Origin of the sequence: Verrucosispora sp. WMMD573 (assembly GCF_027497175.1) — a bacterium.
Classification (GTDB): Bacteria; Actinomycetota; Actinomycetes; order Mycobacteriales; family Micromonosporaceae; genus Micromonospora.
This window is the reverse complement of record NZ_CP114901.1, coordinates 889,395-915,594: the sequence shown is the minus strand read 5'-3', so window position 1 is coordinate 915,594 and position 26,200 is coordinate 889,395. Positions and strand designations below refer to the sequence as shown.

The 26,200-nt window shown below is 71.9% G+C and carries 21 protein-coding genes and 1 riboswitch; of the genes, 10 read left to right on the top strand and 11 right to left on the bottom strand.

The genetic code is table 11. The features are described from left to right. Positions 1-72 precede the first annotated feature (72 nt). On the top strand, positions 73-579 hold the full coding sequence (locus O7601_RS04260; RefSeq protein WP_281564960.1) for a GNAT family N-acetyltransferase: 507 nt from the start codon (positions 73-75) through the stop codon (positions 577-579). Positions 580-589: 10 nt separating this feature from the next. Here the strand turns inward: O7601_RS04260 and O7601_RS04255 are convergent, their stop codons facing one another. From O7601_RS04255 to O7601_RS04225, 7 genes are all read right to left on the bottom strand, one after another. Then, positions 590-2,965: an AAA family ATPase gene (locus O7601_RS04255; protein WP_281564959.1), complete on the bottom strand. Its 2,376-nt coding sequence runs from the start codon at positions 2,963-2,965 to the stop codon at positions 590-592. 87 nt (positions 2,966-3,052) lie between these two features. Further along, on the bottom strand, positions 3,053-3,556 hold the full coding sequence (locus O7601_RS04250) for a hypothetical protein (protein WP_281564958.1): 504 nt from the start codon (positions 3,554-3,556) through the stop codon (positions 3,053-3,055). Positions 3,557-3,598: 42 nt separating this feature from the next. Then, positions 3,599-4,384 (bottom strand): ATP/GTP-binding protein, encoded by a 786-nt coding sequence (locus tag O7601_RS04245; protein ID WP_281564957.1) that lies wholly within the window; start codon positions 4,382-4,384, stop codon positions 3,599-3,601. After that, positions 4,362-4,844, bottom strand: coding sequence for a DUF742 domain-containing protein (locus O7601_RS04240; protein ID WP_281564956.1), 483 nt, complete (start codon positions 4,842-4,844; stop codon positions 4,362-4,364). Before O7601_RS04240 ends, O7601_RS04245 begins: the two co-directional genes overlap by 23 nt. Further along, entirely contained in the window at positions 4,841-5,311 is a 471-nt protein-coding gene (locus O7601_RS04235) for a roadblock/LC7 domain-containing protein (protein ID WP_281564955.1), read from the bottom strand. Before O7601_RS04235 ends, O7601_RS04240 begins: the two co-directional genes overlap by 4 nt. After that, complete coding sequence (locus O7601_RS04230) at positions 5,308-7,875, bottom strand: nitrate- and nitrite sensing domain-containing protein (RefSeq protein WP_281564954.1); 2,568 nt, start codon at positions 7,873-7,875, stop codon at positions 5,308-5,310. Before O7601_RS04230 ends, O7601_RS04235 begins: the two co-directional genes overlap by 4 nt. Next, positions 7,862-9,034, bottom strand: a complete 1,173-nt coding sequence (locus O7601_RS04225; RefSeq protein ID WP_281564953.1) for a hypothetical protein — start codon at positions 9,032-9,034, stop codon at positions 7,862-7,864. Before O7601_RS04225 ends, O7601_RS04230 begins: the two co-directional genes overlap by 14 nt. A gap of 368 nt (positions 9,035-9,402) precedes the next feature. On the opposite strand from O7601_RS04225, the gene O7601_RS04220 reads away from it, so the two are divergent. Both O7601_RS04220 and O7601_RS04215 read left to right on the top strand, forming a co-directional pair. Further along, on the top strand, positions 9,403-12,270 hold the full coding sequence (locus O7601_RS04220; RefSeq protein ID WP_281564952.1) for an alpha/beta fold hydrolase: 2,868 nt from the start codon (positions 9,403-9,405) through the stop codon (positions 12,268-12,270). Continuing rightward, the gene (locus tag O7601_RS04215; protein ID WP_281564951.1) at positions 12,270-13,169 is read left to right on the top strand and encodes an ABC transporter permease subunit; all 900 of its coding nucleotides are present in this window, start codon (positions 12,270-12,272) and stop codon (positions 13,167-13,169) included. Before O7601_RS04220 ends, O7601_RS04215 begins: the two co-directional genes overlap by 1 nt. Positions 13,170-13,246: 77 nt before the next feature. On the opposite strand, the gene O7601_RS04210 is transcribed toward O7601_RS04215, so the two are convergent. Next, complete coding sequence (locus O7601_RS04210; protein WP_281564950.1) at positions 13,247-13,984, bottom strand: DUF4232 domain-containing protein; 738 nt, start codon at positions 13,982-13,984, stop codon at positions 13,247-13,249. Between the two features lie 203 nt (positions 13,985-14,187). Here O7601_RS04210 and O7601_RS04205 point away from each other — a divergent pair, with 203 nt between their 5' ends. The 4 genes from O7601_RS04205 (at position 14,188) to paaN (ending at position 19,174) form a co-directional block, all read left to right on the top strand. Continuing rightward, positions 14,188-14,634, top strand: a complete 447-nt coding sequence (locus O7601_RS04205) for a DoxX family protein (RefSeq protein WP_210940698.1) — start codon at positions 14,188-14,190, stop codon at positions 14,632-14,634. Between the two features lie 119 nt (positions 14,635-14,753). After that, positions 14,754-14,889: riboswitch (SAM riboswitch) on the top strand. 9 nt (positions 14,890-14,898) lie between these two features. Continuing rightward, positions 14,899-16,185, top strand: a complete 1,287-nt coding sequence (gene thrC, locus O7601_RS04200; protein ID WP_281564949.1) for a threonine synthase — start codon at positions 14,899-14,901, stop codon at positions 16,183-16,185. A 242-nt stretch (positions 16,186-16,427) separates the two neighbouring features. Further along, the gene (locus O7601_RS04195) at positions 16,428-17,447 is read left to right on the top strand and encodes a GNAT family N-acetyltransferase (protein ID WP_281564948.1); all 1,020 of its coding nucleotides are present in this window, start codon (positions 16,428-16,430) and stop codon (positions 17,445-17,447) included. A gap of 53 nt (positions 17,448-17,500) precedes the next feature. After that, the gene (paaN, locus tag O7601_RS04190; protein WP_281564947.1) at positions 17,501-19,174 is read left to right on the top strand and encodes a phenylacetic acid degradation protein PaaN; all 1,674 of its coding nucleotides are present in this window, start codon (positions 17,501-17,503) and stop codon (positions 19,172-19,174) included. Between the two features lie 59 nt (positions 19,175-19,233). Here paaN and O7601_RS04185 read toward each other — a convergent pair whose 3' ends face one another. Beyond that, positions 19,234-19,764, bottom strand: coding sequence for a GNAT family N-acetyltransferase (locus O7601_RS04185; protein ID WP_281564946.1), 531 nt, complete (start codon positions 19,762-19,764; stop codon positions 19,234-19,236). A 211-nt stretch (positions 19,765-19,975) separates the two neighbouring features. Between O7601_RS04185 and O7601_RS04180 the strand changes: the two genes are divergently transcribed. The 3 genes from O7601_RS04180 to groL all read left to right on the top strand — a co-directional run bounded on the left by O7601_RS04180 (position 19,976) and on the right by groL (position 23,208). Then, positions 19,976-20,179, top strand: coding sequence for a cold-shock protein (locus O7601_RS04180; RefSeq protein ID WP_013288855.1), 204 nt, complete (start codon positions 19,976-19,978; stop codon positions 20,177-20,179). 128 nt (positions 20,180-20,307) lie between these two features. Next, positions 20,308-21,309 (top strand): hypothetical protein, encoded by a 1,002-nt coding sequence (locus O7601_RS04175; RefSeq protein WP_281564945.1) that lies wholly within the window; start codon positions 20,308-20,310, stop codon positions 21,307-21,309. A 276-nt stretch (positions 21,310-21,585) separates the two neighbouring features. Then, positions 21,586-23,208: a chaperonin GroEL gene (gene groL / locus O7601_RS04170; protein ID WP_203999680.1), complete on the top strand. Its 1,623-nt coding sequence runs from the start codon at positions 21,586-21,588 to the stop codon at positions 23,206-23,208. 73 nt (positions 23,209-23,281) lie between these two features. Here groL and O7601_RS04165 read toward each other — a convergent pair whose 3' ends face one another. Both O7601_RS04165 and O7601_RS04160 read right to left on the bottom strand, forming a co-directional pair. Further along, complete coding sequence (locus tag O7601_RS04165) at positions 23,282-23,524, bottom strand: hypothetical protein (RefSeq protein WP_281564944.1); 243 nt, start codon at positions 23,522-23,524, stop codon at positions 23,282-23,284. A gap of 148 nt (positions 23,525-23,672) precedes the next feature. Next, positions 23,673-26,177: a S8 family serine peptidase gene (locus O7601_RS04160; RefSeq protein WP_281564943.1), complete on the bottom strand. Its 2,505-nt coding sequence runs from the start codon at positions 26,175-26,177 to the stop codon at positions 23,673-23,675. Positions 26,178-26,200: the final 23 nt, after the last annotated feature.

Sequence of the window (26,200 nt, the reverse complement as noted above, 5' to 3'; positions counted from 1 at the left end):
CGCCTCCGCCGGAGGGACCGCTCGTCGCCAACCGGGTGGACGCATCGCGCCCGGCGCGAAAGACTGCGGCACGTGACAGGTGCGGTCCGGTTGGAGCCGGTGGACGAGCGGAACCTCGAGTCGTTGCTCTCGGTGGCGGTGGCCGAGGCGGAGCCGGCCGACGTGATGCCGCCGGTCGAGGCGCCGGCCGGCTGGTCGAACGCGCGGCGGGAGGCGTTCCGTGAGTTCCACCGAGCGAGCTTCGGAGGGCTCGACGCCACCGCCCGCAGCGCGATGTACGCCATCGTGGCGGGCGGTGAGGTGGTCGGCATGATCCGGATGAGCCGGCGGGACGAGCCCGGCGTTGCCGAGGTCGGCATGTGGCTCGGCCGGTCGGCTCGTGGCCAGGGAATCGGCGCGGCAGCGCTGCGCGAGCTGCTGCACCTGGCGGCGGCGGCCGGTATGCGGACCGTGGTCGCGGACACCGCGCCGGAGAACCGCGGCGCGCTGTCCGTCCTGGAAAGGTGCGGCGCGAAGCTGCGCGAGGCCGACGACCGGGTGTACGCCGAGATCTCGCTGGACGACGCAGCTCCCTGCTGACCGGGTCTGCTCAGCCGCGCTGTTCGGCGTACGCGGCCAGCCAGGCGACCTGGGCCGGGTCCAGGGACGGACGAACGCGGGACCGGGCCGCCGCGACGTGTTCGGCGGTGACCGTGGAGGCGGTCAGCGACTCGCGCATCGCGGCCAGCGCGGCCTCCCGCACCAGCGCCGCGCAGTCGGCGGCTGAGAACCCGTCCAACTCCGTGCCCAGTGCGGGCAGGTCGACGCCCTCGGCGAGGGGCACGTTGCGCGCGGCGGCGCGCAGGATCTCGGTCCGGGCCTCGGCGTCCGGTGGCGGCACGTACACCAGCCGTTCCAGCCGACCCGGGCGCAGCAGCGCCGGGTCGACCAGGTCGGGACGGTTCGTCGCGCCGACCACCACGACGTTGCGCAGCGCCTCCACCCCGTCCAACTCGGTCAGCAACGCGGCCACCACCCGGTCGGCGGTGCCGCCGTCGGTGGCCTGGCCGCGCACCGGGGCGAGCGCGTCCACCTCGTCGAGGAAGACCAGCGTCGGGGCGGCCTCCCGGGCGCGGCGGAACAGTTCCCGTACCGCGCGTTCGCTCTCGCCGACCCACTTGGACAGCAGCTCCGCGCCCTTGACCGACAGCACGTTCGCCCGGCCGGTCCCGGCCAGCGCGGTCACCAGGTAGGTCTTGCCGCAGCCCGGCGGACCATAGAGCAGCACCCCGCGCGGCGGCTGCACGCCGAGCCGGGCGAAGGTGTCCGGGTAGGTCAGCGGCCACAGCACCGACTCGGTAAGCGTCTGCTTGACCTCCACCAGGTCACCGACGTCATCGAGAGTCACCCGGGCGAGTTCGAGGGTGGCTGCGGCCATGGTGGTCGGCCGTACCACCTCCAGGGCGGCGGTGAAGTCCGCCATCAACACCACGGGCGTCTGCGCCGACTTCTGCCGCAGCGCCGCGCGTACGCCGGCCTCGCGGACCAGCGCGGCCAGGTCGGCGGCGACGAAACCGGGGGTACGCGTGGCGACCTCGTCCAGCCGTACGTCGTCGGCGAGCGGCACCGGACGGGTCAACACGGTGAGCTGATCCCGGCGCAGGGCGGCGTCGGGCAGCGGCACGTCGATCCGTAAGGAGAGCAGGTCCGGGGCGCGTAGGGCCGGGTCGACCGCCTCCGGTCGGCTGCTGGTGCCGACCACCGCCGCTCCCGCCCGTACGAGCTGCGCCACGCACTGCCGGAACACGGTCGCCACCGGTCCGGGAGCCTCTGCCGGGGCCACCGCCTCCACGTCCGTGACCAGCAGCACGGCCGGCCTGCCGGCCAGTGCCTCGGCCGTCACCGCCCGGAGCCGGCCGGCGGCCGAGTCGTTCGTCAACGCCGCGACCTCCGGCGCCCAGAGCGGATGCACCCGGGCACCGACCTGGGCGGCCACCGCCCGCACCAGGGCCGCCTTGCCGGAGCCGGCCGGCCCGCTCACCAGCACCCCCAGCGCCACGGTGGTGCCCAGCCGGCTGAGCACCTCCCGGTGGTGGAAACCGAGGTCGAGCAGCTCGGTCAACTCCTCGGCCTGGGCGCGCAGGCCCGGCAGTTCGTCCACCGACGGCACGGCCCGCCCGCTCGACTCGTCGGCCCGGGCTTCGTCGGCCTCCGATCCCACCTTGGCCCGTAGGGCGTCTCTGCCCGGCACCTTGGCCCGGGTACTGCTGCCACCGGCACCGGCGGCGTCCGCCGCCGAACCGGCGGTCCGCAAGCCGTCGGTCTCCGTACCCGGCCAGTCGCTGATTTCGCCACCCGTGCGCGGGCTGCCGGCCACCCCGGAGCCGCCCGTACCGGTGCCGCCGTGGCTGGTTGGGCCGTGCTCCCAGCCCACCAGGGTGTCCATGGTGACCAGCGCGCCGGGATCCGGTTCGGCGGCCAGCACCCGCAGCAGGGTGCTCGTCCAGGCGTAGCCGACCCGGGTGGCGAGACTGCGCCGAGCCGCCTCGACCAGGGTGCGGGTCGCGGCGTCCGGCAGCACGTCCTGGGGCAGCAGGGACACGTCGTCCCCGGTGGTGACCACCTTGCCGAGCAGGGCCAGCCGCAGCATCTCGGGGGAGACCACCGCGACGACCTCGGCCGGCCCGGCGAGCAGCACCCGGCGGGCCGGGGTGACCGGAGTCGGACTCAGTCTCACCTGCGCGCCGTCGCGTACGCCGAGGTTGCCCAGCATCAGGTCGTCGGCGTGCAGCAGGGTCACGCTGGCGGTGCCCTCGGCCGCCGCGACGAGGCCGGCGGTCACCCGCCGTCCCGCGAGCCGGACCGGGTCACCCGGGCGCAGCGCGAGGGCGGTGAGCGCCTCCGGGTGCAGCCGGACGATGCCCCGCCGGGCGTCCAGCGCGGCCGGCCGCAGGCTCGCGATCAGGGTCAGCTCGGGTTCGCCCACCGCCCGACCCTAGCGCGTGCGTCGAAGCCCCTGGCCAGCCTGCGTCGGGCCCAGCCGCGACGATCGCGTCGCGGCCACCCCGCCCGGTCAGCCCGCGGGTTCGTCCCCGGCGAGCAGGGACGGGTCGCGGCGGATCAGCTCGGCCAGCCGGGCGGCCGGATCGTCGTTCAGCCCGTCCTGCGCGGAGGACCAGCCGGGCACCGTCTTGACCGACAGCGGCCAGGACGGTGGCGGCTCGGCCGGCTGTCCGCTGACCGTGACCTCCTGATCGACCCAGGCCACCCGCAGGTCGTACGCCTGCCCGTCGTGCTCGACCCGGGCGGCGACGGATGCCCCCGGATGCGCCGCGACGGCCGCGCGCAGCGCCTCGGCCACGTCCTCGACCGGGTGCCGCGGCGCTGCCTGGTGGACCGGTTCGCGGACACCGGGCCAGCCGGGCCCCGCATTGCGGCTGTCGGCACGGCTCCAACCGGAGTCTTGGCCCGGACCGGGCTGGTCGTCGGCCGCCACCGTCGGGTCCGCGGCCCGTCGACGCAGCGCCTCCTCACGCCGGCGCATCCGGGCCAGAGTCTCGTCCAGTCCGCCTCTCATCCGCCTCACCCCTTCCCACGAGGGGCCTGCGAGCCGGTCGGCTCAGGCCCGTTTCTCCCGGGTGGCCCGGTCCAGCGCGCGGTCCAGGACGACCAACAGGGCGTCCCGGACCGAAAGCCGGTCCCGTGCGTCGAACTGCACCAGGGGCACATGTTCGCCGATCGCCAGAGCCCACCGGATCGCACCCAGGTCGTGCGCCAACCGCCCGTCGAAGGCGTTGACCCCGACCACGAACGGAAGTCCCGACCGTTCGAAGAAATCGATCGCCGGGTAGCAGTCGTCGAGCCGGGCGCTGTCGACCACCACCAGTGCGCCGAGCGCACCCCGGGCCAGGTCGTCCCACATGAAGCCGAAACGGGTCTGGCCCGGCGTGCCGAACAGGTAGAGCTTCAGGCTTCGATCGATGGTGACACAACCGAAGTCCATCGCCACGGTGGTGGTGGTCTTTCCGGAGCGCTGACCAGGGTCGTCGACCCCGATCCCGGCGGTGGTCATCTCCGCCTCGGTGGTCAGCGGGGCGATCTCCGAGATCGAGCCCACGGTGGTGGTCTTGCCCACTCCGAAGCCGCCGGCCACCAGGATCTTCACCGGGATCGGCGGGGTCGCCCGATGGGTACCCGTGGTGGCGGGTGTCGCGGCCGGCGGCCGGTACGGCGGCGGCGCCGGGGCAGCAGCATGGGCCGTTGGCGGTGGCGGTGGCGGTGGTGCCGTGGCCCGGCCGATGGACGGTGGGGTCGGCGTCGGACCGCCGTAGCGGGCTGCGGCGCTGTTGGCGGCGAGCGCGCCCGGTGGCGCGGCGGGCCAGTCAGGAGATTGCACGGAGTCCATCAATCACTCGCAGGATGACGTCGGGGTCGAGGGCGTCGTCGGCGTCGGTCACGTGTACGTCCAGGTGGCCGGCGGCGCGCAGATCGCCCACCAGCACTCGGGTCACGCCGAAGTGCAACCGGGTCTTGGCGGAGATCTCGGCCACCGAGATCGGCTCACCGCAGAGCGCCACGATGGCCTGGAGTTCCGGGCTCAACCGGGTGGCCGTGACACTCCACGGTTCGGTGGTCGGTCGGGCGGTCACCTGGGTCTCCAGGCCGATCGTGGGGTCGGCGCCGGCCACCCGGCCGGCGGTGAGCACGAAGGGGCGAGGCCCGGTCGGCCCGGCCTCCTCGGGCTCCGGCCCGATCGCCGCCGGTGCGCCCGCCGGGCCGGCGGAGCCGGCCGGGGAGGACTCGCGCAGGTAGGGCCGGATGCGAATCACCGGCTCCTGTTCCGCACCGGCGGCGTCGGGATTCATTGCTGAACGGAGTTCTTGAGTTCGGCGATCAGGCGCGGGGTGAGCGCACCACCGGCGCGACCGGCGAAGAGGGTCATCTCGTAGGCGACGGTGCCCAGGTTCGCCGACCGGTCGGCGACCACGCCGAGCACCGAACCGCTGCTGATCGCGCTGATCAGTAGGTAGCCCTCGGCCATGTCCACCACGACGCGGTTGAGGCCGCCCAACGCGTACCAGCTGGCGGCCCCGCCGGCCAGGCTGGTCATCCCGGAGACGACCGCGGCGAGACGCTCCGCGTTGGACCTGTCCTTGATCGCGGACATGGCCATCAGCAGGCCGTCCGACGACACGGCGATCGCCTCCACCACTCCCGCGGTCCCGGAGGTGAAGGAATCCAGCAACCAGTTGAAGGTGCGGGCCTCGGGGCTGAGGTCCCCGGCGGGATGGCTCTGGTGGTCGAGGTTCTCGTGCACGTGCGGGCTGGTCAACGTGGCGTTCCTTCATCGTCGCTGCGGTCGTTACGGACATCGCGCAGAGCCCGGGCGACGCCCGTCTCGAACGCGTTGATGCGATCGCGGACCTCGGCCGGATCGCCCGGGTCCTGGTTGAGCGGTTGTTGCGGTAGCTGCGCGATCAGATTGGCGCCGGGCACCCTGCGGGACAGCTGGGACAGCCCCGGGGGAGCGGGCGGCTCAACCGGCTGTGGCAGGGCGTCGGCCTGGCTCAGCTCGGCCCGGCGTACCCCCGACTCGAATGCCTCCACAGCGGCGCGAGCGGCGCTGGGGTCCACGCCGTTGGAGTCGACCGGGCCCACTCTCGGCGCCGTCCTCGGCAGGCTGGCGCCGGGCACCCGCTGCCGGATGCCGGGCATCGGGGCCGGCGGGGTAGCCGACGCCGGTGCGATCTGCGGCACCGGCACGGTCGCCGGGTCGATGGCGGCCGATGCCGCGTCGGTCTTCCCGGCGGGCTCCGGGCCGGTGGCGAACGCGTCCCAGGACTCGGACAGCTCCATGCTCTCGGTGGCCCGGGTCAGCAGCGTGGGGTTGAACCCGACCGGATCCGCCGCCGGGCTGGACAGGTCCACCGCCGTTGGGTTGTCCCGGGTCGGTGGCACCGGTTCGAGCTGGTGCCGGGCCGGCAGGGCGGCCACCGGCGCGGCCCGGCCGACCGGTGGAACCGGCGGGCCAGCCGGCTCGGGCGTCCCGACGACCAGCGACGTACGGGGAATCCGAATGGTTGCGGTGACGCCGCCGCCCGGGGTGGCGGCGAGACCGACCGCCCACCGGTGCCGGCGGGCCAACCGACCCACCACGAACAGCCCCAGCACCTCGGTCGGGGCGAGGTCCAGCCGTTCCCGGCGGGTCAGGCGGGCGTTCTCGTCGGTCAGCCGCGCCTCGGTCATGCCGATGCCATGGTCCACCACGGTGAGCTCTACGCCGTTGTCGGTGAGTTCGCCACTGACCAGCACCCGGGTGTGTGGCGGCGAGAAGACGGTGGCGTTCTCCATCAGTTCGGCGAGCGCCAACACCAGGTCGCCGACGATCGCGGGTGCCGCGGCGGCCTCGGTGGGCACCTGGACGTCCACCCGGGTGTAGTCCTCGATCTCACCGAGGGCGAGGCGGACCACGTTGGCCAGCGGAACCGGTGCGACGTGCGCGACGTCACCCACCGCACCGGAGAGCACCACGAGGTTGCCCGCGTTGCGCCGCAGCCGGCTGGAGATGTGGTCGAGCCGGTACAGGTTCTCCAGCCGCCCCGGATCGGTCTCCTGCTGCTCCAACCGGTCGATCAGGGCGATCTGTCGACCGACCAGGTTCTGGGTACGCCGGCCGACGTGGCCGAACATCTGGGCGACGTTGCGTCGGCTCGCCGCCTGCCGTTCCACCAGCCTCGCGGCCGTGTTCTGCACCCGCTCGAAGGCCCGGGCGAGGTCGCCGACCTCGTCCCGGGCGCGGACGTCGACGGGATCGAGCCGGACGGGTTGGGCGTTGTCGGTCTCGTCGTCGGCCACCCGGACCAGCTCGGACTCGGCGACCCGGGCGACCCGGTCGGCGGAGCGGGTGAGCCGGGTCAACGGCCCGGTCACCGTGCGGCCGATGGCCAGGGCGAGCAGCACCACGCCGACCAGGATCACCGCGACCAGCCCGGTCACCCAGTACGCCCCGGACAGCGCCGTCTGCCGTTGCGCGCGTACCTCGGCGGTCACGTCGGCGACCAGTTTCTTCTCGACGAACTGGCCCAGCGTGATCAGTGAGGAGACGGTGGGGAAAAGGGCCTGGATGGGGATGTCCGCCACCGCGGCCACCGGGTCCTGAGCGCTCTGCTGGAGAAACTCCGGGCTGGTCCGGGCGTCGACCGCGGTCTGCTCGATGTTCACCAGCGCCTGCTGCTCCGGGGTGAGCAGGTCGAGCATCTTGCTGCTCTCCGACTGGAGGGTGGCCATGTTGGCCACGAACGCGGTGGCGAACTGGGGGTTCGGCGAGGAGGCGACCAACACGATCAGGGCACCGCCGCCGCTGAGGCCCTCGCTCTTGCGCAGGATGCTGTCCAGGGCCAGCGTCTGCCGCCCGGCCGGGGTCCGGGTGTCCACGTCGTGCGGCAGCCGCAACGAGTCGATCAGGGCAATGTGCACCGGCCCGTACGCGCCGATGACCTGTGGCGGCGTTGCCTGTCCGGCCAGTACGGCGGTGCGTACCTCGGCGAGTTGCGCAACGCCGTCGAGTGCTCCGTCCACCTCGGCCGGAAGGTCGCCGTCGAAGTCGACCCGCAGATCGACGATCCGGTCGTCCACCTCCGCGATCTCCTGCACCAGCGTGCTGCGCTCGACCTGCCCGAGCAGGAGGCCGATGGCGAGCATCCGTTCCCGTTGCAGGTGCTGGAGCAGGGTGCCGACCCGGCTGGCGAGCTGGACGGTCTGGTCGATGTCGGCGGCCCGCTGCGCCACGCCGGCTCGTTCCCAGACCACCGGCAGGGTCAGCCCCAGCATGCAGAGCAGGGGAATGGTCACCAGCAGGGTCAGTTTGCCCCGGATGCGGAGCCTACCGAGCAGCATCGAACGGCCTCCACCGATCCGGCTCGTGGACCTGTCCCACCGGCTGGAGCGCCGGTGGTGGTTCGGCGGGACGTGACCCGACGGCAGCCCACTGGACGCCCGACGGGGGAGTCGGCAGGCCGCCGCCCGCCGGGGCGGCAGAGATGTCTCTCGGACGGGACATCCAGCCGCTGACCGCGAAGCCGACCAGCAGCAGTGCGGCGAGGCCGCCCGCGCCGAGGATCAGCAGGCGATCCCGGTCCAACCCGTCGAGTCGCTCCGCCAGAAGCCGGTCGATCTCGTCGAGGAGGACCGGGTGGAGCTGCTTCGCGGCCTGTTGTGCCTCGTTGCGGGCGGCGAGGAGCCGGGTCGTGTCGACCGTGCCGGCCCGGTCGACCGGTTGGGAGTGCAGGGCCATCGTCTCGACAGCCCGCTGGTAGGCGTCGAAGGGGGTGAGCACGTTTGCGCCGAGGTCGGCGCTCTCCGTGTTCTCCACCACCGCCCGAAGATTGTTGGCCAGGTCGTTGGCGGGTTGCAGGGCGGCAGCCCGAAGGGTGGCCATCTGGCTGAGCGACTGGAGCCGCTCGGCAGCGGACCGGCGGCTCATCAGCACGGCCAGGTCGGTGAGGCGGCCGGCGGCCACCAGCGCCTCCGGCATCTCCTCCGCGACGCCGTCCTGAAGGAAGTACGCGTCGACCCCCGGGTCCCGGATCAGGCCGGAGGTCTCCCGTACCTTGCTGTGCAGGGCCAGCAGCAGGTCGGTGATCTCGCCGTACACGGTGAAGGCGGCCTCCGGGTCGGTCAGTGAGCGTTCGGGCAGCGCCTCCAACTTCGCGCGGAGCCCGGCCCACCGCTCACTGGTGCTCAACTCGCCACCGATGCGCGCGTCGACGGTGGCGGCCTGCTCGACCGCCTGGTCGAGCGGGTCCCGGCGCAGCGACCGCCCGGTGACGGCGGCGCTCTGTGCGTCGACCAGCGCGTCGGTCACCGGGGCCAGGGCGCGGAGGTACTCGACGCCGAGTCTTTCCCGCGCGACCACATCGCGGTCGTTGTCGACGAACTCGTGTGCCTGTACGACGAGGAACGCCACCGGCAGCAGCAGCGCGGTGGCGAGTAGCAGCGGCAACAGCCGGCCCGGGGTCCGGGGTCGGCGACGGACCCGCGGAGCGGGAACGGTCATGGTTGTCTCCTCCGGCATGGCGCAGGTTGTCCGACGGCGTCGACGAGCCGGTCCCGTGCGCCGGACCGGAAAACTAATCGAAGCCTGGTGCTATCGGTCGGTCGGCAACCGTCAGCTTTGCGTCACTTCGAGCGATGTAACTCACGGCGATCAATTTGCTCACGGTGGGTGCCGTTGATGCGGGAGATAGGCGTAGTTGAGTATCTTTTCAAGTGAAAGGCAGGAATTTCCGCGATGCGAAGTCATCTCAAAGGTTCGCCGACTGGACGGTGTGCGGATGACCTTCGCCGGATGCCGATCGGGCTACCAGAACGGACGTACGGCGGATCTCAGCTAATACTCAGGTTTTGGGCCGTACCGTGTGCCCAATGAGATCGCCGTTCTCGGCCGCGCGGATCCGACGTGCCCTGCCCACCGGTCGCCGGGCCGTCGCCACCACTGCGGCTGTCGTCCTGCTGGCGGTGGCCGCGGTGTGGGCGGTCTGGCCGGACCGGCCGGGCTTTCGTACCGAGTCCGCGATGCTTACCGTCCGGTCCGGAGCGGACGGGAACGAGCCGGTCGACCTGGACACCACGTTGTACCTTCCGCGTGACGCCGCCGCCGGCCGCGAGGTACCGGCGGTCCTGCTCGCCCACGGCTTCGGCGGCACCAAGGAGTCGGTCCGTACCGACGCCGAGGAACTGGCCGACCGTGGATACGCCGTACTGACCTGGACCGCGCGCGGCTTCGGTCGCAGCGGCGGCAAGATTCACCTGGACAGTCCCGACCATGAGGTACGCGACGCGCAGCGGCTGCTGGACTGGCTGGCCGCGCGTCCGGAGATCCGTACCGACGCCACCGGTGACCCACGGGTGGGTGTGGTCGGCGGCTCCTACGGTGGTGCGCTGTCACTGCTGCTCGCCGCCCAGGACCAGCGGGTCGACGCGATCGTTCCCATGATCACCTGGAACGACCTGTCCCGCGCCTTCCTGCCCGAGAGCACCGGCGGCGAGCCGACCGAGGGCGTGTTCAAGTCCGGGTGGGCCGGCATCTTCTTCGGCGGTGGCGGAAACGTCGGCTCCGGTCCGGCCGGGATCTCCGGCACCGGCGCCGAGACGTCGGAGGGCGCGCCGGGTGCCGGTCCGCCCAGCCCCGCTCCGGGCCAGGGGCCCGGCACCGCACCCGGCGCACCGGCCGTCGGTGGTCTGCCCGATCCCTCCTGTGGACGGTTCGCCACCGACGTCTGCGCCGCGTACCTGCGCATCGCCGCCACCGGCCGGGCCGACCAGGCCGCCGTCGACCTGCTGCGCAGGTCCAGCCCAACCGGGGTGCTGGACCGGATCACCGCGCCAACCCTGCTGGTGCAGGGCGCGGCGGACACCCTCTTCCCGCTCGCCGAGGCCGACGCCAACGCCCGGGGCATCGCCGCGAACGGGACCCCGGTGCGGGTCGCCTGGTTCACCGGCGGCCACGACGGTGGCTCCGGACCGCAGACCGACTCCGACCGGGTCAAGTTCCTCACCGCGCAGTGGCTCGACCACTACGTGGCCGGCGACGCTGACGCGCCCGGCGACACCTTCACCTTCTCCCGGATCGCCGGCTTCGACGCGATGGACCGGGGCCTGGTCGCCACCGGCTACCGCACCGACGACTATCCGGGTCTGGGCGGCGACTCCCGGGTCGAGGTCACCCTGGCCGGCCCGGTCCAGCCGGTGGCCAACCCGCCCGGCGGCAACCCGGCCGCGATCTCCTCCGTACCGTTCGCCGGCTCGCTGGGCTCGCTGCTCAGCGGGGTGGCCGGCGACATACCCGGGCAGCACGCCCGGTTCGAGTCCAAGCCGCTGACCGAGGCGGTCGACATCGTCGGTGCGCCGACCGTGTCGCTGCGCGCCGCGTCGAGCAGCGGCGAGGCGGTCCTCTTCGCCAAGCTCTACGTGGTCGACCCGGAGGGGGCGGCCACCCTGCCCAGCGGGCTGATCGCGCCGATCCGGCTCAACGACCTGCCGGCCAGCATCGACGCCGCCGCGCCGGTCACCGTGACCCTGCCGGCGATCGTGCACCGGGTGGAGGCCGGGCACCGGCTCCGGCTGGTGGTGGCCACCTCGGACCAGGCGTACACGACCCCGACCGAGCCGGCGGTCTACTCGGTTGCGGTCGGCGACACGCCGATCAGCCTGCCGACGGTCGACAGTGACCCGATCCCCACCGAGGCGGCGCTCTGGCGCTGGATCCTGGTCGGGTTGCTCGCCGCGATCGTGGTCGGGCTCGTCGTGCTCGTGGCCGTGCTGCGCCGCCGGCACCGTCGCCAGGACACCTCCGTGCACCCGGAGTACGCGGACACCCCGTTGGCCGTGCGCCGGCTGCGCAAGGAGTACGCCGACGGCTTCGTCGCGGTCTCCGAGGTGGACTTCGAGGTGCATCCCGGTCAGGTGGTCGGTCTGCTCGGGCCCAACGGCGCCGGCAAGACCACCACGCTGCGGGTGCTGATGGGGCTGACCCAGCCGACCGCAGGGGAGATCTACGTCTTCGGGCACCGGCTGGTGCCCGGCTCGCCGGTGCTGTCGCGGATCGGCGCACTGGTGGAGGGGCCGGGGTTCCTGCCGCATCTGTCCGGCCTGGAGAACCTGAAGGCGTACTGGCGGGCGACCGGCCGGCCGGAGGGCGACGCCCACTTCGAGCAGGCACTGGAGATCGCCGGGCTGGGTTCCTCGGTGCACCGGCGGGTGCGTAAGTACAGCCACGGCATGAAGCAGCGCCTCGCCATCGCCCAGGCCATGCTCGGTCTGCCGGAACTGCTGGTGCTCGACGAGCCGACCGACGGGCTGGACCCGCCGCAGATCGCCGAGATGCGGCGGGTGCTCCAGCGGTACGCGACCGACGGACGGGCGGTGCTGGTCTCGAGTCACCTGCTCGCCGAGGTGGAGCAGACCTGCACCCACGCCGTGGTGGTGAACAAGGGTCGGATCGTGGCCTCCGGACCGGTCGAGGAGATCGTCGGCGACTCGCCCAGCGTGCTGGTCGAGGTGAGCGACCCGACCGCGGCCCGGAGCGTGCTCGACGGCCTCGGTGGGGTACGGGTGCTGGACGACGCCGACGGGCAGTTGGTCGTGGACACCAACGGCACCGCCCGCAGCGAGGTGGTCGCCGAGTTGGTCCGGGCCGGGATCGCAGTGGACCGGGTGGTGCCCCGGCGCCGCCTGGAGGACGCCTTCCTCGCCCTGGTGGGCGAGAACTCTCGGGGAAGCGGGGACCGGTGATGGCGGGATCGACTGTCGAGCCGACGCGGGACACGACCGGCGTCGCCGCCTCGGGAGCGGCGGCGGGTTACCGGCCCGCCCGGACGCTGCCGTTCGGTGCCGAGTTCCGCCGGCAGGCGTCGCGCCGGCGTACCCAGCTGGCGCTCGGCTTCATGGTGCTGCTGCCGCTGATCATCCTGATCGCGTTCCAGTTCGACACCAACGACGACGACAACGGCGGGGGTGAGTTCGGCAGCCTGATCGACCTCGCCACCTCCGGCGGGTTGAACTTCACCCTGTTCACCATCTTCGTGTCCGCCTCGTTCCTGCTGGTCGTCGTGGTCGCGCTGTTCTGCGGCGACACGGTGGCGAGCGAGGCGAGCTGGGGAAGCCTGCGCTACCTGTTGGCGATCCCGGTGCCCCGGGCCCGACTGCTCGCGGTGAAGCTGCTGGTCGCGCTCGCGTATTCGGCGCTGGCGCTGATCCTGCTCGCCGGCACGGCGCTGGCCATCGGCACCCTGCGCTACGGCTGGTCGCCGCTGCGCAGCACGGTCGCCGCACAGTTGGAGCCGGGCGAGGGGCTGCTGCGGTTGCTCGCGGTGCTCGGCTACCTGGCCATCGTCCTGCTGGTGGTCGCGGGCCTGGCGTTCCTGCTCTCGGTGACCACCGACGCGGCGTTGGGCGCGGTGGGAGGCGCGGTGCTGCTGTGGATCCTGTCCAGCATCCTGGACCAGATCACCGCGCTGGGCGCGATCCGGTCGTTCCTGCCGACCCACTACAGCACCGCGTGGTTGGGGCTGCTCTCCACGCCCGTACAGACCGACGACATCGTCCGGGGCACGGTCTCGGCGATCTGCTACGCGACCGTGTTCTGGGGCCTGGCGTTCTGGCGCTTCACCCGCAAGGACATCACCAGCTGAGCTCGCTGCCCGCGACCGCTCGGCGCGAGCCGGGCGGTCGCGGGCGACAAGAGCGTGCGGTGCTATGCCGGGACAGCTCAGAGCAGCGGGACCGGGGTGGTGGGCGGTGGGTTCGGCGTCGAGGGCGTCGGCTCCGGCGTGCGCGGCTCCTGCTTCTGCCAGGCGCTGACCCCAAGCCGGTCGGTGTTGCCCAGGTCGATCCGCCCCTGCATGACGACCCGTTGCGCGGGCCGGCCGCGCAGCGGGGCGACGTCGAGGTGCTCGGCGTTGGTCGCCACGACCGTTGGGTTGTCGACCAGGTTGCGCCAGAGCAGGGCGGTGCCGGCCGCCTCACCGGGGGCCAGCACCAGCGGCCGGGGTGGATCGTCGAAGCCGGACGTGATTCCCTCCGCGCCTTGGATCACCCGGACCGGGATGAGGGTGCCGTCCGCGTCCCGCAGTTGCGGCGCCGGATACCCGTGCAGCCGGTAGGGGCGGTCGCCGCAGTTGACCAGTTCCAGGCCCATCGCCCGCAGCCCCATGGCGGCGCTGACGCCGCGGTAGGTGATCCGGACGCCGGACACGGGGCAGCCGGACGTCGGGCTGTCGCCTCCGGCGAGATCGCCGTCCCGGGACGGCGTGCCGCCGAGATCGGCTCCGTCGGACGGTGCGCTGCCGGGTCCATGGGAAGCCGGGAGCGGGCGGGGCGGCGCCCCCGGGGCCTCGCCGGCCGGGGCGCAGCCGGCGAGCAGGCCGAACGCTGCGGCGATCGAGACCGGCACGGCGACGAGCCGACGGCCACCGGAAGCCGGAGTGCGGACCGTGGTGCGTGGCATCGCAGCATCGTCGCATCCGCCCGTGTCGGCTGGTGTTCCCGCCACCCACGCAAGCAGACCACAAGGTTTACACAGTGCTGCTGCCGCCGGAAGTTTCGGCCGCTAGACTGAGTGTGGGAGCGTTCCCAACAAGAGAGATTGAATCGACAACTATCTATAGATTCCGCATTCTGGTACCACCACCCCACTAGTAGGAGGTACCAATGCGCACTGACCGGTTCGGCGGGCCGGCTCTGTCCCTGTTCCGCATTGTCATCGGTTTGTTGTTTCTCATTCACGGCATGTCGTCCGTCTTCGGCGTCTTCGGCGGCAACCGTGGCACCGGCGAGGCGGTGCCGCTCGGCCAGTGGCCGGGCTGGTACGCCGCAATGATCCAGTTGGTCTGCGGCGCCCTTGTGCTCCTCGGCCTGTTCACCCGGCCCGCGGCCCTGCTGGCGTCGGGCTCCATGGCCTACGCGTACTTCGTGGTCCATCAGCCCGAGGCGCTGCTGCCGCTGCGGAACAACGGCGAACTGTCCGTCCTGTTCTGCTGGGCATTCTTCCTGGTGGCGGTGCTCGGACCGGGCACCTGGGCGGTGGACACGCTCTGGCGGCGCGGGGCTGCGACGGTCGCCCTGGCCGAGGGCGAGCGGCGGTCCGTGCCGGCCTGACGGCGATGCTCAGCGGCGCCGGGGGGACGGCAACGGCGCCGCTGAGGTTTCGCTCACAGGCTGGGATTGGCAGGCGACGGCCGCGTCCGGATTGCCTAGACTCGGCGGCACAACTGCATACCTCATCCAGAGGGGCTGAGGGATACGGCCCGACGACGCCCCGGCAACCACCTCGCGCGCTCACCGTTGAGCGTCCGGCGGGGCAGGTGCCAATTCCGTCCCCGCCGCAGGGTGCGATGCGGGGAAAGATGAGAGGACTTCGACATGACGTCGACGCTCGCCCCGTCCGGCATCGACACCGCCGCCAGCCCCGCCCGCGCCCTGGTCTGCCGGGCCTGTTCGGCCCGCTACCCGCTCGCCGCCCAGCATGCCTGTTACGAGTGTTTCGGCCCGCTGGAGGTCGACTACGACTCGGCCGCACTCGCCACCGTCACCCGCGAGCAGATCGAGGCCGGTCCACGCAATCTCTGGCGGTACGCCGCTCTGCTGCCCGCCGGTCAGGACCCGGCCACCCGGGTCACCCTGGACCCGGGGTTCACCCCGCTGGTGGCCGCCGACCAGCTCGCCGCCGAACTGGGCATCACCGCGCCGCTCTGGGTCAAGGACGACAGCGCCAATCCCACCCACTCCTTCAAGGACCGGGTGGTGTCGGTGGCGCTGACCGCCGCCCGCGCGCTGGGCTTCTCCCGGTTCGCCTGCGCCTCCACCGGCAACCTGGCCAACTCCGTGGCCGCCCACGCCGCCCGGGTCGGTGCGCCTTCGGTGGTCTTCATCCCCAGTGACCTGGAGCAGGGCAAGGTCGTCACGACCGCCGTCTACGGCGGCGACCTGGTCGCCATCGACGGGTCGTACGACGACGTGAACCGCCTCTGCGGCGAGCTGGTCGAGACGGACGAGTTCGAGGACACCGCCTTCGTCAACGTCAACGTGCGGCCGTACTACGCGGAAGGGTCCAAGACGCTCGGCTACGAGGTGGCCGAGCAACTCGGGTGGCGGATTCCCGCCCAGGTGGTCATCCCGATGGCCTCGGGCGAGCTGCTCACCAAGATTGACAAGGCGTTCAGCGAGCTGGTCGAGATCGGCCTGGTCGAGGCCCCGGCGGGTGGCTGGAAGGTCTTCGGGGCGCAGTCGGCCGGCTGCAACCCGATCGCCACCGCGCTGCATGCCGGCACCGACGCCATCACCCCGGTCAAGCCGACCGGGATCGCCAAGTCACTGAACATCGGCGACCCGGCGGCCGGGCTGTACGCACTGGAGGCGGTGCGCCGCACCGGTGGCTGGATGGACTACGCCGACGACGACGAGATCCGGGCCGGGGTGCGCCTGTTGGCGCGTACCACCGGGGTGTTCGCGGAGACGGCCGGCGGGGTGACCGTGGCGGTGCTGCGCAAGCTGGTCGAGTCGGGCCGACTGGACCCGGCCGCCGAGACGGTGGTGTTCAACACCGGCGAAGGGCTGAAGACCCTCGACGCGGTCGCCGGTGAGGTCGGCCCCACTCACCGGATCAAGCCTTCGTTGCGGGCCGCCCGCGACGCGGGCCTGCTGGGCTGACGACGACGAACGGATGAGTAAGCGGTATTTCGCAGGGAGTGAGCGAAACACGCCGCCAGGGACTTGACGACCGCAAACGGACGGCGCAAGATGCTCCGTGCGGGAGGGCGCTTCGCCGTAGACTTTCAGTCTTTACGACCCAGCGCCGGAGGCGTTGTGCGATCGTCCCTCCCGACCAACGTCCGAGCGGGCCAGCGAAAATTCGCTGGCCCGCTCGTCTGTCGCTGGCGCAGGCTGCCGTCATGACCATCACCATCACCCCGGTCGGGGCCGCCGACGAGGCGGCCGTCCAGCAGGCGTATCAGGTCGGTGCCGCACAGGTGGCCGCCGACGAGCCGGACTTCCCGCCCCTCTGCCGGCAACGATTCACCGCCCTTCTGCGCCATCCGATGCCGGGCTACGAAACCCGCATGCTGCTGGCGCGGATCGACGGTGAGCCGGCCGGTTTTCTCCGGCTGGACCTGCCGCAGTTGGACAACACCGAGAACGCCTCCGCTGAGCTGATCGTGCATCCGGCACAACGCCGCCGAGGCGTCGGCCGAGCGTTGGCCGAACATGGGCTCGGCCTGCTGCGCGAGCGCGGGCGTAAGCGGGTGAGTGCGATGAGCCGCGCTGAGCTTGCCGGCGAGCCCGGTCGCCGGTCGCCGGGTAACGCGTTCGCTGTGGCCATGGGCGCGGTCGATGCCCTGACCGATGTGCGGCGACGCCTCGACACCGCCGACCTCGATCAGGCGAAGCTGGACGCGCTGCGGGCCGACGCCCGGGATCGCTCGACCGGCTACCAGGTGCTGTGCTGGCGCGGGTACACCCCCGACGACCTGGCCGCCGACGTGGCGTACCTCGACGGACGGCTGCTGGCCGACGCGCCGATGGGCGATCTGGCGTGGGAGCCGGAGAAGGTCGACGCCGATCGCCTGCGCGGCACCGAACTGGCGCTGGATGCGCGGGGCCGCCGCCGTTACCACGTCGGCGTCCGCCACGAGGCATCCGGTCGGCTGGTCGCATGGACGCTGCTGGACGTCGGTGCCTCCGCGGACTGGCACTCGTTCCAGCAGATCACCATCGTCGACCCGGAGCACCGGGGACACCGGCTGGGCCTGCTTGCCAAGATCGAGAACCTGCGGCACCTGCTCGCCCACGAACCGGGCGTGCGGGTGATCGACACCTTCAACGCGGCCAGCAACGACCACATGATCGCCATCAACGAGCAGCTCGGTTTCCGGGTGCAGGACCGGTGGAGCAACTGGCAGTTGACCATCTGAAGTTGTGACACGCCCCTACTGATCTGAGGGCTTCGTGTTGCATGATGGCGGGCATGACGGAGACCCCGCACCCCCGCTACGACAGGCACGCCGAGACCCTCAACCGCGCGCTGACCGCGATCACGGAGCGGGGATACTGGTCCGCCTACCCGGAATCACCAAGCCCACGGGTGTACGGCGAGACCGCCGCCGCCGACGGCAAGGCCGCGTTCGAGGCGTACCTGGGTGGGAACTTCCCGCTCGACCAGCCGGGTGACGGCGAACGGGTCGCCACCGAGCACAGCCCGTTCGGCGTCGCCCTGAACGTGCGCTACCCGCACGCCGACGCCGACCAACTGGTCGCCGCCGCCTCAGCGGCGCTGCCCGCCTGGCGCGACGCCGGCCCTCAGACCCGGGTGGGCGTCTGTCTGGAGATCCTCGACCGGCTGCACAAGAACGTCTTCGAGTTGGCCAACGCGGTGCAGTTCACCAGCGGTCAGGCGTTCGTGATGGCCTTCCAGGCCGGTGGTGCGCACGCGCTGGACCGCGCGCTTGAGGCGCTGGCCTACGCGTACGCGGAGATGACCCGGCACCCGGGCACCGCGGGCTGGGAGAAGGCCGCCGGCAAGGGCGACCCGCTGCGGATGTCCAAGACCTTCCACGTGGTGCCCCGGGGCGTGGCCCTGGTCATCGGCTGCAACACCTTCCCGACCTGGAACTCGTACCCGGGTCTGTTCGCCTCGCTGGTCACCGGCAATCCTGTCGTGGTCAAGCCGCACCCGCGCGCCGTGCTGCCGTTGGCGGTCACCGTCCGGTACGCCCGGGAGGTGCTGGCCGAGGCCGGGTTCGACCCGAACCTGGTGCTGCTGGCCCCCGAGGCCCCCGGCGAGAAGATCGCCTCGACGCTGGCCCTGCATCCGGCGGTCCGGATCGTCGACTTCACCGGCTCCACCGAGTACGGCGACTGGCTGGAGGCGAACGCCCGCCAGGCGGCGGTGTACACCGAGAAGGCGGGGCTCAACACGGTGGTGATCGACTCCACCGACGACTTCACCGGGATGTGCCGCAACCTGGGCTTCACGCTGACTCTCTACAGCGGGCAGATGTGCACCACCTCGCAGAACATCCTCATCCCCCGGGACGGCATCGACACCGACCAGGGGCACAAGAGCTTCGACGAGGTGGCCGGCGGCATCGCCACGGCGATCGGCAAGCTCACCGGTGACCCGGCCCGGGGAGTGGAGCTGACCGGCGCGATCGTCAACGACGGGGTGCTGGAGCGGCTGGACGAGGTGACCAAGGTCGGTTCGCCGGTGCTGGAGTCGCGTACCGTCGAGCACCCGTCGTTTCCGGACGCCGTGGTGCGTACGCCGACCATCGTCAAGCTGGACGCGGGCGACACCGAGACCTACTCCCGGGAGTGGTTCGGGCCGATCTCCTTCGCCATCGCCACCGACTCCACCGCACACAGCCTGGAGATCCTGCGCTCGACAGTGGGTGAGAAGGGTGCGCTCACCGCGGCGGTCTACTCCACCGACGACGCGGTGCTGGACGCCACCGAAGCGGCGGCGATCGAGGTCGGGGTGCACCTGTCGGCCAACCTCACCGGCGGCGTCTTCGTGAACCAGTCGGCGGCCTTCTCCGACTTCCACGGCAGCGGGGCGAACGCGGCGGCGAACTCGGCGTTGACCGACGGAGCGTACGTGGCGAACCGCTTCCGGGTCGTGCAGAGCCGCCGGCACGTCTGAGGCGTGGTGGGGCTCCGGGGTCTTCCCCGGGGCCCCAGATCGGCGATCGTCTGTCGTGGCTACGCCGCCCTACGCATCTGGAGTTCGCGCAGGGTGGGGATGTTGGGGTGCGGGAGGCGGACGCCGGTGTCGACGAATCCCAGCCGCTGGTAGGCCCGGTAGGCGCGGTCGTTGCCGACCACCACCTCGAGCATCAGCTCGTTCCGCCGGCAGGCCCGGGACCAGGCCGCCACCCCGTCGACAAGATCCGCGAGCAGGCCGGTGCCCCGCCAGCTCGGGGTGATGTAGACGGCGTAGAGCACGGTCACCCCCGGCTCGGCCGGGTGCGCCATGCCGCCGGCGTGCCCGACGAGCCGGCCGCCCGGATCCGCCACGAACTGCGCTGTGCCCGGACCGGCGGAGACCTGGGCGACCCGGGCGGCGTACTCGGCGTGTGGCCGGGCCGCGGCCTCGGCGATCGTCTCCAGGAAGGCCAACGGCGCGTCCGCGAGCATCTCCAGACGCAGTGCCCGCATCCGAGCTGCGTCGGGTGGCTCGACTCGGCGGATGACGGCCCGGCGCAAGCCCGTTCCGTCGGTGGCGCTTGTCATGCCGGAATGCTTATCACAATGACGTACGACGATACGGACGATAGTAATACGCCCGATTTGTGGTCGTGCGCCGTCGTCACTCCTCGTGTAGCGTGCGATTTCGGTCACCCGTTTCAGTGGTCGTCGCCGACCGCCGAAACCGGTGGTTTCCGGGTGCCGGTGCGCCGGCGACCCGAGGTAGTGGAACGCCGTGCAGAGTGAGGAAAACACCGTGGCACAAGGCACCGTGAAGTGGTTCAACGCCGAGAAGGGCTACGGCTTCATCGCCGTCGACGGCGGGCAGGACGTCTTCGTTCACTTCTCCGCGATCGAGATGGACGGCTACAAGGCGCTGGACGACGGTCAGCGGGTGGAGTTCGAGATCGCCCAGGGCCAGAAGGGCCCACAGGCCGAGCGGGTACGCGTCATCGCCTGAGCGCCGACCACCCACCCCATTCGACCGATCGTCGTCGGGGTGGCGTGACCATCGCCGGAGGGGGCAGCGGTGCCGGCGCCCCACAAGGGAAGATCATGGACCGAGCCAGCCGTCGCTGAGGAGGTCCCATGTCCGACCAGCCGCCCCCGACAGGTCCGTCCTCTCCACCTCCGGGCGAGCCGCAGCCGCCCGCCGGATGGGCCGGCCAACCACCCCTGCACCCCGGCGGGACGCCGTATCCCGGCCAGCCGTTGTACGGCTGGTACCCACCGGGCGGCTACGGCCACGACCCCTCCGATGCCCTGGTCAACCCGCCCGGGGTCGGGCTGGGCGGCTGGTTCGCGCGGTGTGTGGGCGCCGCGCGCCGGGGTTGGCGACCCCTGTTGCCGATCCTCGTGCTCACCCAGGCGCTGCCGGCCGCACTGCTGTCGGTGCTCGTGCTGGCCGTGGACCCCTCGGCCCGCTGGGACGCCCAACTCGCCAGCGACTCCGCCGCGCTGCCGGCGAACTTCTGGTCGGACCTCGCGACGCTCCTGCTCGCGGTGGTCGGTGGCAGCCTGCTGCTCGGTGTGGTGCAGGCCCTCGGCTGGGCCGCCGGCACCTGGGTCATCGCCCGACAGGCGGTCGGCGAGTCGGCCGGCCTCGGTGCCGCTCTACGCTACGGAACGCGCCGGGCGTTGGGTCTCTGGGGTTGGACACTGCTCATCACCCTGATCGTCACCTTCGGGTTCTGTCTGTGCTTCCTGCCCGGCGTGTACGCGGCGTTCGCGCTGGCCCTGGCCGGCCCGGTCTACCTCTTCGAGCGGCACGACCCGCTCAGCAGGTCGCACCGCATGCTGCGGGACCGGCTGGGGCTGCTGCTCGGCCGGGTCGCACTGGTGGGTGCCGCCGTGATCGGTTTCTCACTGGCCGCGAGCGTGCTCGAGTCGCTGGCGATCCTGCCGTTCGGCACCACTCCGTTGGACTCGCCGGGCACGGCGGTGGGCGCGGTGCTGACGATTGCGGTGGTCGCGGTGCTGACGCTGCCGGCGTACCTCGCGCAGCTGGTCGGGCTGGTCGTCACCTACGCCGAGCAGCGGGCACACGAGGGCCCGGTGAACGCCGCCCAACTGGCGGCCGAACTCGGCTGACCCGGGCCATCGTGCTTGCACTCGGCAGGGCAGAGTGCTAAACAAGTCATTGGCACTCGCATGGCGTGAGTGCCAGCTGGTCGGGACGGTGGGGCTGCGGTCGCGCCCGTGACATAACCACGGGTGGGGCACGTGGCCGGTCGTCGCGGGCTATCCGGCCCGGCCGAGGAGACGTCGCCGTCGCCAGGTGGCGACGTCCCAAGGTGCGTACACCAGACGGCCCATCCGGGGCACAACACTCGGGTGGCCCGTGAGTGTCCAGGAGGACAACGCCGTATGGCCAAGATGATCGCGTTCGACGAAGAGGCGCGCCGCGGCCTCGAGCGGGGCATGAACCAGCTCGCCGACGCCGTGAAGGTGACCCTCGGCCCCAAGGGCCGCAACGTCGTGCTCGAGAAGAAGTGGGGTGCCCCCACCATCACCAACGATGGTGTGAGCATCGCCAAGGAGATCGAGCTCGAGGACCCCTACGAGAAGATCGGCGCCGAGCTGGTCAAGGAGGTCGCCAAGAAGACCGACGACGTCGCCGGTGACGGCACGACGACGGCGACCGTCCTGGCCCAGGCACTCGTTCGCGAGGGCCTGCGCAACGTGGCCGCCGGTGCCAACCCGATGGCCCTGAAGCGGGGCATCGAGGCTGCGGTCGCGAACGTCTCGGAGGAGCTGCTGAAGCTCGCCAAGGACGTCGAGACCAAGGAGCAGATCGCCTCCACCGCCTCCATCTCCGCTGGTGACACCAGCGTCGGCGAGATCATCGCCGAGGCGATGGACAAGGTCGGCAAGGAAGGCGTCATCACCGTCGAGGAGAGCAACACCTTCGGGCTCGAGCTGGAGCTCACCGAGGGTATGCGCTTCGACAAGGGCTACATCTCGGCCTACTTCATGACCGACCCGGAGCGTATGGAGGCCGTCTTCGACGACCCGTACATCCTGATCGCGAACAGCAAGATCTCGTCGGTCAAGGACCTGCTCCCGATCCTGGAGAAGGTCATGCAGGGCGGCAAGCCGCTGCTGATCATCGCCGAGGACCTGGAGGGCGAGGCCCTGGCCACGCTGGTGGTCAACAAGGTTCGTGGCACCTTCAAGTCGGTCGCCGTCAAGGCGCCGGGCTTCGGTGACCGCCGCAAGGCCATGCTGACCGACATCGCCATCCTCACCGGTGGCCAGGTCATCAGCGAGGAGGTCGGCCTCAAGCTGGACGCCGTCAGCCTCGACATGCTGGGCCGGGCCCGCAAGGTCGTGGTGACCAAGGACGAGACCACGATCGTCGACGGTGCCGGCGACGCCGAGCAGATCCAGGGCCGGGTCAACCAGATCCGGGCCGAGATCGACAAGAGCGACTCCGACTACGACCGGGAGAAGCTGCAGGAGCGGCTGGCCAAGCTGGCCGGCGGTGTTGCGGTGATCAAGGTCGGCGCGGCCACCGAGGTCGAGCTCAAGGAGCGCAAGCACCGCATCGAGGACGCGGTCCGCAACGCCAAGGCCGCCGTCGAGGAGGGCATCGTCCCGGGTGGCGGTGTCGCGCTGGTCCAGGCCGGCAAGACCGCCTTCGACAAGCTCGACCTGGCCGGCGACGAGGCGACCGGCGCGCAGATCGTGAAGATCGCGCTGGACGCCCCGCTGCGGCAGATCGCCGTGAACGCCGGCCTTGAGGGCGGCGTCGTGGTGGAGCGGGTTCGCAACCTCGACCCGGGTCACGGCCTCAACGCCGCGACCGGCGAGTACGTCGACCTGCTGGCCGCGGGCATCATCGACCCGGCCAAGGTGACCCGTTCCGCGCTGCAGAACGCCTCGTCGATCGCCGCGCTGTTCCTCACCACCGAGGCCGTCGTGGCGGACAAGCCGGAGAAGACCCCGGCCGCACCGGCTGGCCCGGGCGGCGGGGACATGGACTTCTGAGTCCAGCTCCAACGCCGGAAGGGGCGGGCCGCGTCAGCGGTCCGCCCCTTCCGCTGTGTCGGCGGTGGCGAGACTAGGTCGGCAGTGGCCGCTGGTTCCGTCGCTCTCGCGCCCGGTCGTACGGTGGTCGGTGCTGAACCGGCTCGTCCACCAGGATGAGCGGCTCCTCGGGTGGCTCGTCCACACCGGTCATCTCGGCCAGCTGCTCGGCGTCGCCATAGTCGAGCCGGTCGATCGGCAGTTGGCCGGGGAGGCCGTGGAGCGCGGCCCCGGTGGCTGGTGGGACCTCCCCGGCCTGATCGTCGTCCGTGCTCATCGCTGCCTCCTCTACCGAAACGGTAGGACGCGCCGGGCACCGGGATGAGCGAATGGCATTATCAGGATCTTTTTACTATTTGCCCCGTTAAGGTATTCAAGGGCGCTACGTACGTAAGAAGCTGCATTCGGTACTGCCCGAGTAATGATCAACCACGGGCAGCCGAGACAGCCGCGTACGCGTCGACCAGCCCGGCGCCCACGACGTTCGCCGGGCCGCCACAGTCATCGGTGCGCGCCCGGGCCGGGTCGCTGGTCCCGATCGGGTCGGCCGTCTCGCGGAGGATCCGCCGCGTCCGGTCGAGGTCGCCGACGAGTTCCGGGTTGGCCGACCACATCAACGCGACCACGCCGGCCACCTGTGGTGTGGCCATCGAGGTGCCGTCGAGCACGGCGTACCCGCCGCCAGGCATCGCGGAGATGATCCCCGCCCCCGGCGCCATCAGATCCGGTTTGGTCACGCCTGCGACTGTCGGGCCACGGGAGGAGAAGTCGGTTACCCGCCGCCGGTCGTCCACCGCGCCAACGGTCAGCACGTCCGCGTACGGTGCGGGCGGGTCCTGCACGGAGCCGCAGAACGGGCCGGTGTTGCCGGCCGCCGCGACGACGAGAATCCCGGCAGCCTCCAGCGCCTGCGCGGCCGGCCGCAGCGCTGCGGGATCGCAGCCTTCGATCGGCGGGCAGCCCCACGAGTTGGTCAGGATCTCCGGTGCCCGGGCGGGCCGCCCCTGTCGGAACGGGTCGCCGCCGAGCGGGAAAGGCGCCAGCATGAACTGGAGGCAGTCGAGGTAGGCGGCCGGGTTCCCCAGGTTGCGGTCGAGGTTGACGCAGCCGACCCACCGCGCTCCGGGGGCCACACCGATGCCGTCCCGCCCGACGGCGCTGCCGATCGTGTGGGTGCCGTGTCCGCTGCGGTCGGTCGGCGTCCCGCTGCCGTTCCACGGGTCGAACCACGAGTCGCCGCCGCCCCGGAAACCCTCGGCGAGGGTCGGATGCCGCCCGTCCACTCCCGAGTCGGAACTGCCCACGGTCACCCCGTCACCGGTGACGCCGAGCTCGGACCAGACTCGATCCGCGCCGATCATGGTGATGTTCCAGGGCGGACCGGACGGAGGCGAAGCGCTGCCGGTGGCGCTGTCGGCGGGTGCCGGCAACGGACGCAGTCGCTGGCTGATCAGCACCCGGGCCACCTCGGGTCGGCTGGACAGCCAGGCCCGTACCGCCGGCCCACCGGCCACCTCGATCGCGTTGACCAGGTAGTAGGGGGTGTGCGGCAGTCGGACCCGACGCAGGTCTCGCCGCAGGTCGGCCTGGGTCCGTTCGGCGGTGTCGACCAGCCGTCGGTAGACCTCCTCGGCGCGTGCGTCCCGGCCTGCCCGACCTGACCCACCGCTCACACCGCTCAGGTCCGCCTGCTCGCGGAGCAGCACGAAGAGCCGCTCCCCGTGCAGCCCCGGCTGGCCGGCGGTCGCGCCGACCAGACTGACCGTGACCAGCAGCGTCAGGGCGCTCGCCACGGCCAGCGCCCGGCTCGGCGTACGGGCCGAGCGGCGCGCCAGCAGCAGGCCGTACCCGACCGCCAGCACCAGCCCGACGGTGAGGCCGAGACCGGTCGCGGCCGCGACCCAGAAGGGCACGTCGCGGTTGCCGACCAGCAGCAGGCTGACCTCCTCCGGGTCGGTGAAGGCAAGCGGGCCGAACACGCCGAGCCCGACCAGCCAGGCCGCTGGCGTCCGACCGCCGTTCCCGGCCGGATGGTGGGCCACGACAGCCCCGGTTGTCGGTTGATCCGGCGGAACCTGACCCGTGCCGGGGTGGGTGACACCACGTCCGCCGGCCGGCCGGCGGCTGATGAGATGCAGCGCGGCCATCGCGAAACCGGCCGGCGGCAGCGTCACCAGCAGGGGCAACTGCGCTCCTGAGTGGCCGGTGCCGGCACCGATCAGCAGCAGCACCACCCCGGCGACGAGCCCGCCCAGCAGCACCAGCCGGGCCGGTCGGGGCGGCTCGTCGGCCTCGAAGCGACCCCAGAACCGGACGTCGAGCAGCGTCGCGGCCAGCACGCCGACGGCCGCCGCAGCCAGCCCGGCGAGGATGGTCTCCACCAGCCCGCCGAGCGCGCCCCACCAGACCCAGGGCAGCAGCAGGGCGAGCCCGGCGGCCGCCGCGAGCGCGGCCGGCACCGACGGCTGCCCGCCCAGTCGCGCCGGACGCCCGGTCTCGGCGTGCCGGCTGAGGCCGAGGACGTGGGAGGGCAGTCGGGAGGTCACCACCGTCAGCAGCGTGGCCACGAGAGCCAGCGCGCCGAGGTACGCCTCGTGGTGCACCGGGGGGATCGTCCGCAGCAGACCGAACAGGCCGAGTACGAGCGCGCCGGCGAACCAGACCCGGCCGGTCACACGGACCGCCGCCGAGCGGGGGACGAGCGCCAACGGTAGCGCCGCGGCGGCGATCAGCAGCACGGTGAGCAGGCAGACCACCGGCCAGAGCGGCACCAGCCGGTCCAGTCCGCCGATCAGCACCACCTGGTCCACGGCCCAGCCGCCGGTCTGTGCCAGAACCGTGACCGCGACCGTCCAACAGCCGGCGAGCACCGCCGCGACGATCGCCCAGGGGCTACCGGTCGAACCGGGTGTGGTGGGTTCCGCCCGCATCCGCACACAGTACGGCCCAACCG